Origin of the sequence: Alteromonas sp. I10 (genome assembly GCF_003201515.1) — a bacterium.
Taxonomy (GTDB): domain Bacteria; phylum Pseudomonadota; class Gammaproteobacteria; order Enterobacterales; family Alteromonadaceae; genus Alteromonas; species Alteromonas macleodii.
Map to the genome: position 1 here is coordinate 692706 of NZ_QJJN01000001.1, position 18084 is coordinate 710789.

Here is an 18084-nt window from a genome sequence, read left to right on the forward strand (position 1 = left end):
CGGGCGATACTTATTCTGATATTTGTTATATGGTGTGGAATTTCTCATGGATAATGAGACACAGAAAGTAGTCATCATTGACGATGAACCAACAACACTCTTGTTATTAGAAAGTGCAGTAGAATCTCTAGCAAAGGTTGTTACGGTCTCGCAAAGCGCGAATGCGTTTTCGGTGATAAAAGCACAACTTCCTGATTTGGTTGTTCTAGATATAAGCATGCCTGAGCTATCTGGCTTTGAGGTCTGCAAGCAGTTAAAAGCGTGTCCAGAAACGGCAGCTATTCCAGTAATCTTTGTCACTTCCCATAGCGATCCAGAAAATGAACATGTGGCATTGTCGTTAGGTGCCATAGACTTTATATCCAAGCCCATTGATATTGGGTTGTGCCAGATGCGAGTTAGAAATCATCTCACTATTCAGGACCAAAAAACGAAGCTTGCTCGTGTTAATCACGAATTAGAAGCAGAGAAAAAGCAGCTTGCTATTACTCTCAAATCTATAGCTGACGGCGTTATTTCAATTAACGCAGCAGGGGATGTAACTTTTATTAACCCGGTAGCGCAAAGGTTAACCGGTTATAGTGAAACGGAAGCCCTTGGCAAACCTATCGATGAGGTTATGAATTTAAGAGATGCCTCGACAAATGAGCGTCTTTTAAACCCCGCTCTTTACGCACTAGAAGTGATGCGTCCGGTAGCTATGTCTTATAACGCCACGCTGGTAAGCCGACACAATCAAGTATTCAGGGTAGAAGATACAGCGTCACCGATTATTGATGAGGATGGCCAGCTTTCTGGCGCGGTTATCGTTTTCCAAGATGTGTCAGAAGCCATTGAAATGGCAGTGAAGATGACACATTTAACCAATCATGATCAGCTAACGGGCCTGCCAAACCGAGTGCTGCTGCACGATAGAATTGTTCAGGCTATCACTCGTTGTTTTACCTCTAAGCAAAGCATAGCGTTATTGTTAATTGATATCGACAATTTCAAGTATCTCAATGACAGCCTGGGGCATCAAGTCGGCGATTATATTATTGCGTCTATTGCAAAGCGCCTTGCTAAGGTTGTTGGAGAAAGCGCTACGCTCGCGCGCGTGGGTGGCGATGAGTTTGCCTGCTTACTTACTGAAATTGGTTCAGGGTACAGTGCAGACAGTATTGCTATGGCGTGTTTGCAGGCGGGCAGAGAGCCCATTGATATAGACGGTAAGGCCCATCAACTTAGCTTAAGCATTGGAATTAGCCTTTATCCCCAAGATGCTGTTAATGCGGAAGAGATGATGCGCCATGCAGACTCAGCCATGTACCGCTCTAAATCAAAAGGAAAAGACACTTTCAGTTTCTTTTCAAAAGACCTGCAGCATGCCATGCATCATCGTGTGGAGATGGAGATAAAGCTTAGAAATGCTATCGAGAACGACAGTCTAGCTATTTACCTACAGCCAAAATATAACTTTGACGATAGCGCAGTATTAAGTGCGGAAAGCTTAGTCAGAATGTTCGACGAAAATGGAAAAGTTATTGGACCCGATGAATTTATCCCGCTGGCAGAAGAGACTGGGCTAATACATCAGTTAGGTAAGCAAGTGTTGCAAAAAAGCTGTGAGTTTGTCGCTAAATGCAACGAATTGGGGCAAGACTTCAAAGTGGCAGTCAACGTAGCTGCTAAACAGCTTTCAAACCCAGGCTTCGCAAAAGAAGTTGCTGAAATTATCAACGAAGCGGGTATCGCCGCGTCGTCTATAGAATTGGAGGTAACAGAATCAGCCCTAATGCACGACTTTGAGCAAACCCGAGATATCCTGAACGACTTGGCTTCATTGGGCGTTACTATTGCGTTGGATGATTTTGGTACGGGCTATTCAAGTCTCTCTTATTTGCGTCAGTTCCCATTGAATGTGCTTAAGATAGATCGCTCTTTTGTTATTGATATGGGTAAAGAGCAGCAGGCACACGACATCGTAACGGCAATAGTGCATTTAGCATTAAGCTTAGAGTTAACCATTGTTGCCGAAGGGATAGAGACTCAATCTCATTTTGCCGCGCTCAAAGCACTTGGGTGTCACTTAGGGCAGGGGTATTTTATGTGTCGCCCTATGGCGATGGCGGATTTCTTTACAAAGTTCATCGATGATTGCCAAGTTGCGTAAAGTTCACTGGACGCTGAGTAGAGTGCTAATCGATAGTCTCTTCTTTATAACCTTGTCGTTCAAACCATACCTACTTGGAAGCAAACTAGCTGACTTTTCGATACAAATTTAGATGTAAGGTGTTAGACTTGCGTAAAACGTTGTTATTACTTTGATATTGTAAAAGTAGAAACAACGCAAGCGAGAATGGTCACCTTGGTGTAGTAATAATAAAAGTACCCGATGAATCGAAAAGAAATAAAACCCTACGCAGAGTGTAACGTACTTATTGTGGACGATGAGCCGATGAGTCGTATGCTGCTTGAATCCATCCTAGAGTCGGTGTTTACCTGTGCTACAGCCGAGTCAGGAGAAGAAGCCATATCCTACTGCGAGGCAAACCTTCCTGACCTAGTCCTGCTTGACATGAACATGCCAGACATTAGTGGGTTAGATGTTTGTACCGCTTTAAAAGCCTCGCCTGAAACGAATCATATCCCCGTCATTTTCGTTACATCTACAATGGATATTGAGAGTGAAAATGCGTGCTGGGAAGTAGGGGCGTCAGACTTTGTCATGAAACCGGTTAACGCTTCTACGTTAACGCATCGCATCAAAACACATCTGCAAAATAAGCTTCGCACTGAATTCCTTGAAATGATGACATTTCACGATCAGCTAACGGGTTTGTACAATCGTATGTACTTAACCAACGAAATTCCGTTACTCATTAAGCAAGTTGCGAGAGACAAAGGTACGGTTGGAGCAATAATGATCGACATCGATTATTTTAAGCTTTTCAACGATACGTATGGGCATCTCGAAGGCGATATTTGTCTTCAAAAAGTGGCGCAAATTGTATCGGATACGGTTAAACGGCCGAAAGATGCCGTTATTCGCTTTGGCGGCGAAGAGTTTTTAGTCGTCCTCCCCTATATCGACCATCAGGGCACAAAGCTAGTGGCACATCAGCTTGTTGAGGCTGTCGCCAATGCAAGAATTCCACATGGTAAAGGGATAGAAAACCGCGTATCAATAAGTGCAGGCTTTGCAGTTTGGAAAGCTACGGATGTGGTTGAAGACGATGTGGCTGCGCTTATAGAAGACGCTGACATTTCACTGTTTGAAGCAAAAGAATTAGGGCGAAACCAAGCCAAGGGCTGAGGCCACCGCCCAATATCCCATCATAAAAATAGAATTTCTAGCCTATTGTTTAATATCCCGTATTCAAATCCCAAGCTATCATTATAAATGCGGGGCCGCTGTGACGAATCGAGCAAGCGGCAAGAATCTTGTGGTCTTTACGCTTGGGTAGCGAACCATGGTTTATTTTGACGAACAATCGAGTTTGAATGTGAAACTGGAACACCAGTTGAAGGCATCGCTAACCAGCTTGGTACAGCGAGGCTGCGATTCGTTTGGTGTGTTTCAAGGTTTACTTTTACAGCTGGACGAAGAGACAGTTAATATATTGGTTAAAGCTTCGTCGGCGTATGCACCCAACTTTAAGTCGGTCCCTTCTTTCTCTACCTGTGTGCCTGTAGACAACTGTTTCCCTGTAAACAGCGCTAAGTGTTCTACTGCATTTAAACAATGGTTTTCTACTTATTTTAATGCCGAAAAATACATCCGAGGCCGTGTTCATACCCTAGATGGAAGCCAAGTCTGCTTAGTCTTTATTAATGCGTGCCCGGAACAGTCGGTAAACCTCGACAAGCTGTCGCTGTTAGACGATTGCCTGAGCGTGATGTTGGATAAGTTTCATCTCGAAAAAGCAGAGACCAATCAAAACACGTTGTACGAAAAGTTACAAAGTGTAGCGAACATAGGCACATGGGAAGTTGATTTGACCACTAATGCACTTAGCTGGTCTTCACAAACTCGGCTTATTCACGAAGTCTCAGAAGACTTTGTCCCCACATTAGAAACAGCTATCAACTTCTACAAAGAGGGGTTTGATAGAGATGAGATAAACCGCATTGTCTCCCACACGGTCGCTACGGGTGAACCGTGGAGTGCAACGCTTGAACTTGTCTCCGCCAAAGGTAATTCGGTTTGGATAGAAACCCACGGCATGGCTGAGATGAAGCACGGAAAGTGTATTCGTTTGTTTGGGACTTTCCAAAACGTAAACAAGTCGGTGCAACTTAGACTCGAATTGGATGAGAGAAGAAGAGAAGCCGAAGCTGCGTCTAAAGAGCGTGGCATGTTGTTATCCCGCATAAGCCACGAATTAAAGACGCCGCTTAATGGCATTACCGGCATGCTGCAGGCGATCAAGTTCGAAAATAAAGAAAATGTGCGAATGCGTAAAGCGGACGTGGCGCTTCATAGCGCAGACCGCTTATTGTCTCTTATAAACGATGTTTTGGATTACACCTCCATCATTAACGGCGAATTCTCACTAAAATATAGCGATTTTTGTGCGCGTTCGTTAATTGAGGATATCCTGGATGTGTTTAAAACAAAATGTGCAGAGAAAGGCGTAAGGCTTTACGCGGTGCTGTCTTTTGACGAAAACACTTATGTTCACGGAGATGCCGCCCGAATCAGTCAAGTCATTACAAATTTACTATCGAACGCGGTTAAATTTACGCCGAAAGGGTATATTTCGGTGCAAGTTACGTTAAAGCATCAAGGCGATGTGCCTATCTTACTTGCGTCAATTGAAGACACTGGTGTGGGCATGAGTGATGAAATATTGTCACGTATTTTTAGACCATTTCAAAACGACACCGCCAGTGCCTCTGAAGAGTTAAATGGAAACGGTTTAGGGTTGTCTATCGTCAATCAACTTGTTGGCAAAATGGATGGCGAGCTTGAAGTGCGGTCAAGCGCAGGGAAAGGCTCCTGTTTCGATATTGCTATACCTGTAGAAATGGCAGTTTTAGATAAAGAAAAGCAGAGAGACGTTGTCCTCTCTTCAGACCTGCTTAGCGTTCCTCTTAACGTTTTGGTTGTTGATGACAACGATATAAACCGTTTCGTGCTTGCATCCATGCTAGAGAAGTTTAATTACCTTCCAGATGAAGCTGAAAATGGCGAAATAGCCGTTCAAATGGCCCGAGCTAAAAAATACGACATTATATTTATGGATTGCGCTATGCCAGTGCTCGATGGGGTAAGTGCGACTAAGATTATTGTCCAAGAAAACTTATTGCCCAAGCACGGCCGTATTGTGGCTGTAACGGCAAATACTACACCTGAAGACAAAACTAATTGTAGCAATGCGGGCATGGCCGATTTTCTTGCCAAGCCCGTGGTACAAAATGACGTTACCCTTCAGGTGCGCCATGCACTAAATGCTAAATCAGTGACAGCGTAGAGGTTAAAGTGCGTTTATTCCGCTGAAGGGGGCGTATCTTTTACGGTTTCCCAATGCGTTACAATATAGTCTGTCACCTGTGAGCCGACTTTATAGGCGGCTTCTATAGCGGCTCCCATTGCTGCATATCCATCGCCAGAACTCTCTAACTTTAGGTTCTCCGCAGCGCTCAATGATGGTGGCTGCATGGTAAAATTGCTCGCCGTTCTAAGAATAAGTAAGCGGTCTTTGTTGACTAACCCTGCATTGTCCAAGTAGCTCAAGCTTTGAAGTGTTGCTGAATCTTCCATGCCCGAGGTAACAAAATTTCCTTTGCCCTGCGTCCAGTATGCTACCCAATCGTTTGCCCACGTATTTAGTTTTTCGCCATGCCAAAAGGTAGAAGCAGATAAATGCGCACCCATAGATACATTTGGAAGTGCTTTAGCACTAGCTGAGTTGGTGTACTTGGCTCTCAGTGCATCCATCGCTTCGTTGTTTAAAAGCTTGGTGTCTTTTGTCAACGAATAGGCCCACTTTGCTAACGGTAAGTTCAGCGCGTACACCTCGCCATTTGGGCTGTTGTTTACGTCTACAGCGTCAGCGTTTTCAAAAGGCGCATGAGTAAAGAGGGGGAAATAACCCGTACTCCACTGAGACGGAATTTCTCTAGCGTCAATTTGATGTGCTAGGTCGCCATCAACTACGTAATCGGTCCAAATTGCACTTCCAATGGTGTTATCCGCAGGGTCGACTCCCGCGATCCCTGCGACCAACCAATAGGCTTGGGATAAATCAAAGCGAGGATCAAGACCTAGTGCCATTATTGCTGCTGAAGCGCGCGCAATGCCCATTCCCGTAACCATACCGATTACACCTGTATCAGGATTGGCGTAAATATCGTGAAAGCCATGAGGCAAAGGGTATTGGGTTGTGAGTTTCTGGCGAGCTTTCCACAATTGAAATTCACCAGGCGCGTCGCCTTCGTCGCTGCCAATTTCGAACATACTTACCACAACAACCTTCACTTTCATTGGCGGCTTAGCGTCATTGGTTTTAACACTGGCAGAATAACAACTGCTACAGAAACCCAAAAACATAGCCAATATAAGCAAAGCGTTGAAAAAGGCAGACCGTTTTTGTTTAAGCAGTGGATAAAAAGAAAGATGCATTTAGTACTCCTAAAAAAGAGCCCAGCATTATTAAACTGGGCTTCTTATCGAAAAAACTTACAGGCCTGAGAGCGTGTGTCGAACGTTCAATCTACACGTGAAGCACGACCACGCTCAAAGAGTATGCGAACTTAGAATGAGTAAGTAAATTTAGCATTCCAGTGACGCGGTAGCTCAGGTAGTACAATTTGACTACCAAATAGATCAGGGAAGTTAGAGCGGAAATAACGCTCGTCAGTTAAGTTTTTAACGGTTAAGTTCAACGACCAATCTTCTGCCTGATATGACAAGCCAGCATTGACTAACGTGTAGGCTGGAAGTGTCACTGCAGCTGAGTAGCCAGACGCGACCTCATCCACATCCACAATACTCACGTTGGCAGCATAACCATTTTGGAAGTCATAGGTTGCTGTCAGCGTGTAAATATTTTCAGGAATACCGGCCTTTCGTCCGTCAGAGTTTGTTTCTCCTTCACCAACAAGGTTAAGACCTACTACGTTCCCGCCAAAAATTAACGAAGGATCATCAAGAGCAACTAAATCGTCAGCACCTAAGAATCCAAATTGGTTTCCATTGGCAAGTGCAGTTAAGTTAATAACTTCTATATTTGTATAGCCAGCAGAAACAACAAGGTTCTCATTGACTACCCAACGAAGTTCAAATTCGGTGCCTTCGTTATTGGTTGTGTTGTTGGTGACCGTATTCTGAGTATTGAAGTCGGTACGCTCTTGCTCAAAGAATGAAAGGGCAAAATAGAGTGTATCGTCAACGAGAGAACCTTTAATACCGTATTCCATCAGCTCAGAGGTGTCGAATGCACCGCCACCACCAGGTTGATTGAGTTGGCCAACACCAATCTCGGCGCCCTGGCCTGCAACAAGGGTAGCTTGCTCTGCTGCAGTGATATAAGGAATAAGGCCAAATTCAAACTCATATGAAATACTTGCGTTCCAAGACCATCCATCTACGGTTTCTTCAGCATAAACTGGTGTTTCATCTCCAGTAGCGCCCAAAAGTAAATCCGTACGCGATGTACTTTCAATGTCAATAGTGTCGTATCGTAAACCTAGTACTAAGTTTAAACCCCAGTCCCAAGTTAAATCGGTCATTGCAGCAATGCCTAAGTCTAAGTAATTACCTACGTCATAGTTGTCGTAGTTTTTACCCGAGCGGGTAGACAAAAGGCGGCGATCGAGCGCTGAAGACGGCATGGTTAGGTCGCGACGATTAAAGAACTCGTAAGTGAAGTCATCGCCGTGCTCAAAGTCGGTATAGCGCACAGACGGAGAAAATTGAAATTGCGCTAATAGTCCGTCGTTCTCATATTCTGTCGCAAAAATTAGTTTGTCTTCTATAACCCAGCTGTCATGGAATTGTGAGAAGCCATAAGCATTTTCGTTTATGTTGTCGTATGCATCATAGAAAAGCTGGTTGCGAATTTCCCAATTATCCGTGTAGTAAATGGTGTCGAAGTAGAGCGTTATGGCTTCGTTACCAAGTTGGTCATCAGGTGCTACCAAAGTTTGGCTACCACTTAAGGTCGTAGTACCTGGGTTTTGTAATGCCATTAGAGGATCGAAAAAGTCGCCTGTAACCGAATCTAATGGGACAGCTGGCGTGAAAATAAACGGTGAAATCAAGTCGGCGACTTCAGCATATTCTTCGTGACTGATTTGACCGTCGCCGTCCGTATCTAATGGTTGAGCCGTACCTGTAATATAGGTTCCGTCGTCAACTAACTCCTGAGTTAATCGGTTCCAGCCGGCCACTTGGTTACCATCGTAGTCGTGGTACATACCACCAAATTCAAAGCGAAGGTTATCGGTTATATCGATATTAAATGATGCTTGAAGTACGGTTTGATCAGTCTGGGTATTGTCGTAGTAACTGTCAGAGTTTTCTAGCTCACCGTATATGTAATAGCCCATTTCTTTACCGGCAACACTAGTCGGTCCGCCAACTTCTGCGGTTAAAATGCTTTTGTTCCACGACCCCGTTGTGTAAGACAACGCGCCTGTTGGTGCATCTAAATACTGCCCCGATGACGCACGGGCAGACTTGGGATTAAAGTTCAGATAACCACCAATTTTTGATGGGCCGTAAATAGGTGATGCCGGACCACGAACGATGTCGATTCGGCTGGACGCGCCAATAGGCGTAGGGTAGTTACCTGGGTTGTCTAAGCGCTTAACACCGCGGAAGTAAGTTTCCCCGGGCGTGCCCCGCACATCCAGAGAGCCTGCAACACCGAAGAACGACTGTGTGAATGTACCTGGTGCGAACGCGACGAGTTCATCAATGTCTGAAACGTTGAAGCGCTCCATTTGCTCTTGAGAAATCGTGGACGCTGAGCGAGGCGTTTCGAGAATAGATTTGCCAAAGCCAAAAACTGACTCAACGTCTTGGCCAGGAAGGCTCCCAAGGGATCCTGTTACCTGAATTTTTTCAACGTCTTTTTCTTTAACCTCTGTCTCTTCTTGAGCAAAAGCTTGCGACGATAGCGCGACCGCGGTAGTCATTGCAAAAGCTTTTGCTAGAGGAGATAAATTGAATGTAGTGTTTTTCATGGTTTCCTCGTTATTTTTAGTTGCCCCTTTTTAGGGCTCTTTTCACGCATTTTTATATGCGTTTTGTTATTGGCAAGAGAGTTAGCAGGATGAGTGCCAACTACTTGTCCAGTTGGTCAACTTTTAACCTTCTCTTAAGTTGCTGAATTATAGGGATAAAAATATATAATGTTGTTCTTATATTGTTATTTTTATGTAAATAAACTCAATCGCATAAATGCATGCACTTATAAGGTGATTTTTAGCGAGCTTTTGCACTAAAAAGAGCAGAGGTTACGCCCGGTTGTCCGTCTATACTTAAAATGTGTGTCGAGTGAGCTGAGTGCTTAACAGCCTCATGGTTTACAACGGCTTTTTCATTGAGTACTTTCGGCGCCCTACGGTTACCTTCTGGCTTTGGGTTGTGAATAGGCTCGTAAGCAGGGTTGTCCTGAGCAACGCCAGTGCTGCTTTCAATTTTTTGTGCACTAGCGTGTGGGGAAGCAAGGGGCTTTTTTCCAGGTAAGGTTAAATCAAGGATGACGGCGGTAAGGCCGGCCGAGGTTACTGGGGAAAGTAAGATATTTTCAAGCCATGAAGGCAATTCAGAAAGGGCTTCTGGTACCATCATTACACCAATCGCCATACCTAGCGCACACGCTGTCACCAAACTACTGCGCCTATCAAGTGCGTAGCTGGCTAATAGCTTTAAGCCACCCACGGCCACCATGGCAAACATAACCAGAGTAGCACCGCCAAGAACTGGCTTGGGAATAGCCTGCAGCACACCACCTACAATGGGGAAGAACCCAATAACAACGAATAGCGCTGCAACAAAAAAGCCGACCTTACGGCTGGCGATGCCGGTTAATTGGATAACCCCGTTATTCTGGCCAAATGTAGTATTTGGAAAGGTGTTGAACATGCCAGCAAGTAACGAATTAACGCCGTCGCCCAAAATCCCGCCTTTCACTCTTGCAAGATAAATCGGACCGCTCACAGGCTGCTTACAGAAAAGGCTATTTGCGGTTAAGTCGCCGGCCGTTTCTATTGCACTAAACAAATAGATGAGCGCGATAGGTAAAAAGAGAGTGATATCAAATGCAATGCCAAAGGCAAAAGGGGTGGGGATCGCTACGACGGAAAGCGAAGCAAGGCCGCTGAAATCTAATCCTTTTGTAATGCCGACATAGGTTGCGCCAATCGCCATACCTATAAAGATGGCACTCAAACGCAGCCAATGATTTGTTGAGGCGTTCAAGAAAACAATAATGAGCAACACGCCAAGGCCGACGGCTAAGTTTTCTGTGCTGGCGAAGTCAGCAGCGTGAAAGCCGCCCGCAAGATCAGTCATGCCTACGTTTATCAAGCTTAGCCCAATAGCGGTTATTACAATTCCTGTAGTTAATGGTGTAATGATACGTTTGAGTTTATGTACAAATAGACTGAACATCACTTCGACCATGGCACCCGCCATAGTTAATCCAAACAACAAAGACAGAACATCTTCGGGTGTTCCTCCATCCGCCTTGACCTGATTTCCTGCCAGTATCAACGCGCTAATAAACGCAAAACTGGTACCTTGGATGGCTACCAATCCACTGCCTACCGGGCCTATACGCTTTGTTTGAATTGCCGTGCCTAAGCCGCTTACAAACAAGGCCATACTGATAAGATAAGGTGTGTATTCAGTAAGGCCCAGTGTTGATGTAACAATAAGAGTCGGGGTAATGACACCGACAAAGCTTGCAAGTAAATGCTGAAATGCCGCGGTAAGTGAAGGAAGAAATGCCGGACTATCATGTAAATCGTAAAGTAGTTCGCTGTGATTTGAAGACATGGTTATTTCCTTGTTATTTCCTTGTTATTTCCTTCATTGGTGCAGACCGAGGCGGCAAACTCGCAGATGAAATCACTGTAGCGTTCCACGTTGCTGTTAAGAGGTTGTACTTTGCTGTTTGCAGAAGGTATTTGGTTAGCGTTTTCCGCTATTAAGGCTAAAAACTGTGTTAGATCTCGGTTTAGCTCAGTAAGTAGTTGCTCTTTTTTCTCGTCTTGTAAAAAGCTGTACTTGATACTGTTTTGACTTAATGTAACTAGCTCACTCCAGCTTAGATTGAACTGGGTAAACGCCAGGTAATATTCATCTGTGAGTGTGGCATCCCACATCCCTCGGTCGTCGGTTGAAAGTGCAGTGGGTACACCGGTTCTTAAAAGTTGAGGAAAGGGATGAGCGCTCAAATCATCGATGTATTCTAACTTTAGGTTTGAAATTAAATTGGTTTCAATCAAATAGCGGTTATGGCGCATGAGCAAATACGTTGAAGGATCTTTTAGCAGATTAATGCCATGGCCTATTCGCTCTGCGCCTAACAGTAAGGTGTCGCGAATATTGGTATCTGCATGCTCAGATTCACCTGCATGAAAGGAGAGGCGAATGGCTGGATATTGAGCTCTAAGTCTCGTTATAGGCGCTAAAAAGCGTTTGGGTTGACCTCGGGGATCATCCTCCCTGCCAACCAAATTTATCCCTACATACCATTTTCTGTTGGCGTCTACGAATTTGAAGATCCAGTCTAATTGGGCTTCAATGTTGTCAGTAAAACGAACCAAGGCATATTGAAAACGAACGGTGACACCGGTAGCTTTCGCTGGTTCGCTATCGAGCATGTCTGTAATAACTTTAAGTGCTTCAGCAGGGGGAAAGCGGCTCCCGTCTGCGCGATTCATAAACCTAACGTTCATTTGCGTTTCTAAATAGCGCACATTTTCTTGTTGATACAGCTGCATGTTTCTAAGCAGAACCTGCGCTGTAATATAGGGGTTTTGAGTAAGCTCGCTTAAACGCTGCCAGTGAAATTCAAAAAACTCCTCTCGACCTTCTTCTGGCTTATCAAGTTCAACACTATGGATAAACGCGTCTTGCTCTTTGTTACTTAGGGCATTCAATGCTTTATATTGCTTTTGTTTACATTTCGTTAGTTTTGAGTGGGTAGTGTTAGAAATAGTATGAAACAACGGCGCCGAGTCACACTCGCTATGATTCACCTTCGTGAAGTACTGATAGCCGCCGTTTAGCGCTTGATTAGTTGCTAGCTCATACCACCATTTGCCGTACGCCGAGCCTGATAAGTGATGGTGCAAGTCACCGCCTTTTGGAAACTGTTTAAGTAGTTGATAGGTCTGTGAGTCGGTCAATGACTGTGTATATTGCTTAAACCAATTGTTTGCGTCTTCTTCAGTAGGAAAGGGGTTTGCGGCGGAATAAAAACCAACAAAGGATAAAGACAAAATGAACAGGGTTCGTACAACAAATGACATGAGCAATTTTTCTTAGCAATAGTTGCTCTGTGGTTGCAAGATATTGACCAGTTGGTCTGCTTGGTAGTGTGTTTTTAAGTTGTTGTTTTAAAGTGTTTTTTATGTGGATTTGGGTCAGGATCAAATAATTAGGCAATTCGTAAGCCCCATTTTGGTGCCTAAACAAAAAAATGCGCTAAATTAGCGCATTTTTTCAGAGCAGTGCGAACGGTCGTTTTATAGGACTACGCCTTCATCTAACGTCACAAAAATTGAGTGGCGTACTTCATTGTACATTGCGCGGGAACAATGGCCTTCGCCTTCTGTGTCTTCTAGCAATAGTACGTCACCTGCTCCAAACACGCGGCGTTCACCGTTAGACACCGTAAATTCAGCACGCCCTTTAATTATGAAAAGGAGTTGTCGCGCCGGCGCTGGATGCCACTTAAAATCATAATCTGCAGGCGTTTCGCGAAAAATGATCTTATCGGCTCCAAATTTTTCTGAAAGCATGCCGATGGGACCGCCGTCTTTTAGCGCAATCTCCACTTCGCCAAAATGACTTTTGCCTGCTTCATCGTTGTAAATCCTTGTTATTTTCATTATTAACCCTTCATTGAAACTTTACTGATTTGACCACTACGTATGCTTGAGCTTGCTAATGGTTTTATAAAGTACTGACAAACTTGCGGCCACGTCATCAATAGTAATAGATTCTGCAGGGTGGTGACTTATTCCGCCCTTACAACGTGTAAACAACATGGCCACAGGGCAAATATCTGCAATGGCCATAGCGTCATGACCTGCACCCGAGGCAAGTACCCTCGGCTTAATCCCGCTTTCTTCTACCCCCCGAACGAGTGCTTCTTTTAGCTGGCTATCGCAATGTACCGCAGGTGCGCTGTGGGTTTGCTCCCGTGTTAGCGTTATTTGTCTTGCATGCGCAATGGCATCAAACTTTTGCAATATTTCTGCCAATACAGAATCTCGCAATTCATCATCTTCGCTTCTGATATCGAGAGAAAAACGTGTGCGACCAGAAATGACGTTAACACCGTTTGGCGCATTTTCAATTTTACCTACCGTGGCTACAACGCCCGGACGCTGCAAGCTTATGCTCTCTACAGCCAATAGCATCTCTGCACTTGCGCACAATGCATCTCGTCGCATAGACATTGGCACAGTGCCAGCGTGACCCGCCATGCCTTCTACTGAAAAATTAAAACGTTTTGCACCTGCAATAGCACTGACAACGCCAACAGGCAGATTTTCTTGCTCTAAAACAGGGCCTTGTTCAATGTGAAGTTCTATGTAACCCAAAATGTCGGTACGGGAAATAGCGGCACTGTTTACTGCGTCGAAATTAAGGCCGAAGTTCGCCATGGCTTGCTCTAAGTTCACGCCATTTTCATCTTTTAAATGACGCCATTGCTCTTGCCACTTACCGGTGAGCGCGCGGCTTCCTAAAAGGGTGGTGCCAAATCGCGTGCCTTCTTCATCACAAAAACCCACAATATCGATATGAAAAGGGAACTTGGTTTGCGTGCCGTCAAACATAGCGACCAGCGAAATAGCGGCGACCACGCCTAGCATGCCGTCGTACTTTCCGCCGTTAGGCACAGTGTCGAGGTGGCTACCTAGAATTAATCGCGGTGCGTTGGGTACGCTTGATGTATAGCGCCCCCATATATTGCCAACGGCGTCTTGCCAGGTGGTCATTCCTGCTTCAATCATCCACCCTGAGGCTAGTTGATTTGCAAGCTTGTGTTGTTCGGTCAAATAGCGCCTGTCTAAACAGGCTGGGTCCTGGCTTAAGGTGCCTAATGTTTCGCACCTTGCCATGACTTGCGTAGCCAATTCAGCAAATTCTGCGAATTCACCCATTGGTGACTCCCGCCGCTTTAGCCTTAGCATAAACGCTAAGCGCAGCATCTACACCTTTACCAGCAGGTAGCGCAAACCCTTGCATACGAAGCACAGTTTCAAGGGACTGGAGGGTATGTAACACGGCATCTTCTCTGGCGTTATAGCCCATAGTGCCAATGCGCCAAATTTTTCCTTTTAGCGGACCAAAACTAGTGCCTATTTCAATGTTAAAACGCAGAAGTAAGGTTTCGCGTACCTCTTCGCCATGAACACCCTCGGGAATATGAACACCTACAACGTTGTACATTTTGTGTTTCAGATCGCCGAAGGGCTCAAGTCCCATGGCCTGAATACCGGCTAGCATCGCGTCGCCCGCTACTTTGTGACGAGCAATCACGTTCTCCTGGCCTTCTTCTAAATGTAGGCGCGCGCATTCACGGGCACAATAGAGCATACTGGCCGCTTCGGTGTGGTGATTTAGTCGCTCCTCGCCCCAATAATCCATGATCATGGGCAAGTCGAAGTAATTAGAACGAATTTTAGGGCCACGCGCGGATTCATGGTGAGCATCGCGAATGCCGGCTTCAACGTGGTGACGGGTACGCACGGTTTTAACAAACTTGTCGCTTAGTGTAATAGGAGCACTGCCTGATGGGCCTCCTAAGCACTTTTGCAGGCCAACTGACACCGCATCTAATTTCCACGCATCAACGTCTAGCGGGTTCCCACCTACTGACGCTGTTGCATCGCAGTAAAACAACACATCGTTTGCTTCACAAATCGCGCCAATTTCTGCAAGCGGTTGCAGCATGGTGGTGGACGTATCCCCTTGAACAATGGCAAGCAGTTTTGGTTTTACGTCTTTTATCGCCTTTTCAATCTGTTCAGGCGTAAACACTTCGCCCCACGGCACTTCAATGGTGTGAACTTCAGCGTCGGCGCGCTCTGCAATTTCAGCAAGCAAATGCCCAAAACGCCCGAAGATAGGTACGAGGACTTTATCGCCTGGCTCAATTGCCGATACCAATACAGCTTCAATTCCAGCGCGCGACGTACCGTCAACCAAGAAGGTTTGCTGGTTTTTCGTATTGAAAACATCGCGGTAAAGTTGCATCACCTCGTTCATGTAGCCAGTCATTACAGGGTCATATTGACCTAATAACTGGGTAGACATCGCGCTTAACACACGGGGGTAGCAGTTAATTGGGCCCGGGCCCATTAGCAAGCGAGGCGGCGGGGATAGTGGAGCAAACGTTCTGTTAGAAGCTTCTTTAGACATGTGGGCACTCCTAGATAAGCACTTGCGCTAGCATGCGCAAGCCAGTGATGATGAGAACAACGGCGAAGATTTTCTTAAGTAAGCCAGCGTCTAGCTTGTTGGCTATGCTTGCTCCGACAGGCGCAAATAACACGGTGAGCGGAACAATGCAGACAAACCCCAGCAAGTTTACATAGCCGTACGTAGCGAAGGGAGCGTCAACAGGAGTGGTACCAACAAATAGCAGCGTGAGTGCCGCTGGAAGCGAAATAATTAAACCGACTGCAGCAGCGGTACCCACCGCTTTGTGTGCTGGGTAGTTACAAAATGTGAGAGTCGGCACGGTTAACGTACCGCCACCAATGCCTACCATAGAACTAAATAGGCCAATGCAGGTTGCCATAATCGACTGACCCGCGCGGCCCGGTAGCCCTTTAAATAGCGCGTCTTTCTTGCCAATAAGCATATTAATGGCAGACAAGGTTGCAATAATGCCAAACAGTAAGGTAAGGAACGTCGGGTTAACAGCCGTCACCGCATAGCTTCCGGCAAGCACGCCAATTAAAATGAACACTGCCCACGCTTTTAGCAACGCAAAGTCTACATTGCCCTTACTGTGATGAGCACGAATAGAGCTTACTGAAGTAGGGACGATGGTTGCCAATGACGTGGCCGTGGCTATTACCATTGCGCTCTCAGGGGACACACCAAGGGCTTGGAACAAGAAAAACAGTACCGGCACAATAACAATGCCTCCACCTACGCCAAGCATTCCTGCTAGTATGCCTGCGAACACGCCTGTTCCCGCAAGCGATAATATAACCGTTAGGTTATCCATTAAAAACTGCATGTAATTTCTTTCTCTTTAACGTTTATTGGTTTAACTATTTGTCAGTGCTGCGTCTTAGCCACTGCGAATAAACTAGCGGTGTCCAAGGTAGGCTTTGCCGTCACTTCTTGGGTCGCTTGCGCCACTCACTGTACCTTCTGTGTCGCGAATGATTGCACCAGCATGACCCATGAGTTCGTTGCAAGGATCTACCGTCACCATATCGTGGCCCCGTGCCAGTAAGCTCTCACCTACGTACTCAACTAAGTCACGCTCAGCTTTTAAGTTGTGACTCTGATCGCCCCACGTTCTACCAAGTAGCCAACGGCCGAGGGAAATAGCTTTGGCGATAGGTTGGCCGTGGTAGACATGACGAGCAAACAGCGCCGCTTGGGTTTGAGGCTGACCTTCACCACCCATGGTGCCGTAACTCATGCGTCGACCGTTAACAAGCTCAGCGAAAGCGGGGTTAAGTGTGTGAAATGGTTTCAAGCCTGGGGTCAAATATTGGTTACTGTTTGGATCGAGTGAAAACGAAGTGCCACGGTTGTTCCAAACAATGCCTGTTTGCGGGCTCACTACGCCCGAGCCGAACTCCCAGTAAAGTGACTGTATGTAGCTCACCATTCGGCCTTCAGAATCGCAGCAACCCATCCAAATAGTATCGCCGTGCTTGGCTTCATGGGGCCAAGGAAGTGCTTTATCTAATGAGATGTTCTTCACCATTTCATCAAGCACATCGTCACTTAACAGGCTTTGAAGACTAACAGGCGTACGAGATGGGTCGGTTACGTTCGCGTTACGCGCAATGAAGGCTTGTTTCGTGCATTCAATAAGTAAATGCACCATATCAGCATCGGTGCTGCCTAAATGCTGAACTTTGTCGTACAAGGCTAAAATAATGAGCGACGCCACACCTTGTGTGGGCGCCGGCAAGTTATAAAGCTTGCCTTTGCTGGTGGACACTGACAATGGCTCAACAATTGTCGCTTTGTAATTGTTAAAATCTTCAAGACGAATAGGGGAGCCGGCGGCTTCTAAGTCTTCAGCCAGCTGTGAAGCTAACTCACCGTGATAAAAATCATCTAACCCTTTTTCTGCTAAATGCTTCAAAGTTTCAGAGAGCTTTGTTAGCTTTAAAATTTTACCTTTTTTAAGGGCTTTCCCCTTAATCAAAAACTGAGCGAAATTTTCATCCGCACTTAGCTCGTCAAAGGTTTTGTTGCTGGCATCCACCAAGCTTTGGGTAACTTCAATCCCCCAGTTAGCTTGACTGATCGCCGTATCGAACAATGTACTTAACGGTAAACCGCTTTGCCATTTGTGACTTAATTCAAGCGCGGCTTGCCAACCAGCAACTGCGCCTGCCATGGTTAATGCTGACTTTCCGCCTCGACTCGGTATGGCATCGCTACCCTCGTAGAAAGAAGGTGTCGCGCCCTTTGCTGCTACGCCAGATGCATCAATACCAATCGGCTTTTTACCAGGTTCACTGATTAGCCAAAATCCATCACCACCCATGCCATTCATGTGCGGGTATTCAACCGCGATAGATGCTGCAGCAGCTACCATAGCTTCAATAGCGGTGCCGCCTTTTTCTAATATGTTTAAGCCCACTTGCGATGCCGCAAAGTGAGGGGCAGTAAACGCTATATTTGGTTTTTCACTCATTTTTAAT

At 45.7% G+C, this 18084-nt stretch carries 12 protein-coding genes; 3 read left to right on the forward strand and 9 right to left on the reverse strand.

The features are described from left to right. Positions 1-46: 46 nt before the first annotated feature. From BZA03_RS03020 to BZA03_RS03030, 3 genes are all read left to right on the forward strand, one after another. Positions 47-2152, forward strand: coding sequence for an EAL domain-containing protein (locus BZA03_RS03020; protein WP_110287934.1), 2106 nt, complete (start codon positions 47-49; stop codon positions 2150-2152). 222 nt (positions 2153-2374) lie between these two features. Then, positions 2375-3295 carry a diguanylate cyclase gene (locus tag BZA03_RS03025; RefSeq protein ID WP_110287935.1) on the forward strand — a complete coding sequence of 307 codons (921 nt, stop codon included), beginning with the start codon at positions 2375-2377 and terminating at the stop codon, positions 3293-3295. 157 nt (positions 3296-3452) lie between these two features. Beyond that, positions 3453-5456, forward strand: coding sequence for an ATP-binding protein (locus tag BZA03_RS03030; protein WP_110287936.1), 2004 nt, complete (start codon positions 3453-3455; stop codon positions 5454-5456). A gap of 14 nt (positions 5457-5470) precedes the next feature. Here the strand turns inward: BZA03_RS03030 and BZA03_RS03035 are convergent, their stop codons facing one another. From BZA03_RS03035 to BZA03_RS03075, 9 genes are all read right to left on the reverse strand, one after another. After that, a complete protein-coding gene (locus tag BZA03_RS03035) occupies positions 5471-6607 on the reverse strand; it encodes a purine nucleoside permease (protein ID WP_110287937.1) in 1137 nt (378 codons plus the stop codon). Between the two features lie 131 nt (positions 6608-6738). Further along, on the reverse strand, positions 6739-9174 hold the full coding sequence (locus BZA03_RS03040) for a TonB-dependent siderophore receptor (protein WP_014949083.1): 2436 nt from the start codon (positions 9172-9174) through the stop codon (positions 6739-6741). Between the two features lie 241 nt (positions 9175-9415). After that, positions 9416-10993: a uracil-xanthine permease family protein gene (locus tag BZA03_RS03045; protein WP_110287938.1), complete on the reverse strand. Its 1578-nt coding sequence runs from the start codon at positions 10991-10993 to the stop codon at positions 9416-9418. A 2-nt stretch (positions 10994-10995) separates the two neighbouring features. Next, a complete protein-coding gene (locus BZA03_RS03050; RefSeq protein ID WP_110287939.1) occupies positions 10996-12474 on the reverse strand; it encodes an adenosine deaminase in 1479 nt (492 codons plus the stop codon). Positions 12475-12690: 216 nt separating this feature from the next. After that, on the reverse strand, positions 12691-13056 hold the full coding sequence (locus BZA03_RS03055; RefSeq protein ID WP_110287940.1) for a DUF861 domain-containing protein: 366 nt from the start codon (positions 13054-13056) through the stop codon (positions 12691-12693). A 36-nt stretch (positions 13057-13092) separates the two neighbouring features. After that, positions 13093-14337 carry an allantoate amidohydrolase gene (locus BZA03_RS03060; RefSeq protein WP_014949087.1) on the reverse strand — a complete coding sequence of 415 codons (1245 nt, stop codon included), beginning with the start codon at positions 14335-14337 and terminating at the stop codon, positions 13093-13095. Further along, positions 14330-15598 (reverse strand): alanine--glyoxylate aminotransferase family protein, encoded by a 1269-nt coding sequence (locus BZA03_RS03065; RefSeq protein ID WP_110287941.1) that lies wholly within the window; start codon positions 15596-15598, stop codon positions 14330-14332. The genes BZA03_RS03060 and BZA03_RS03065 overlap by 8 nt, the downstream gene beginning before the upstream one ends. Positions 15599-15608: 10 nt before the next feature. Continuing rightward, entirely contained in the window at positions 15609-16427 is an 819-nt protein-coding gene (locus BZA03_RS03070) for a sulfite exporter TauE/SafE family protein (protein ID WP_014949089.1), read from the reverse strand. A 72-nt stretch (positions 16428-16499) separates the two neighbouring features. Continuing rightward, positions 16500-18077 (reverse strand): gamma-glutamyltransferase family protein, encoded by a 1578-nt coding sequence (locus tag BZA03_RS03075; protein WP_110287942.1) that lies wholly within the window; start codon positions 18075-18077, stop codon positions 16500-16502. Between the last annotated feature and the right edge of the window lie 7 nt (positions 18078-18084).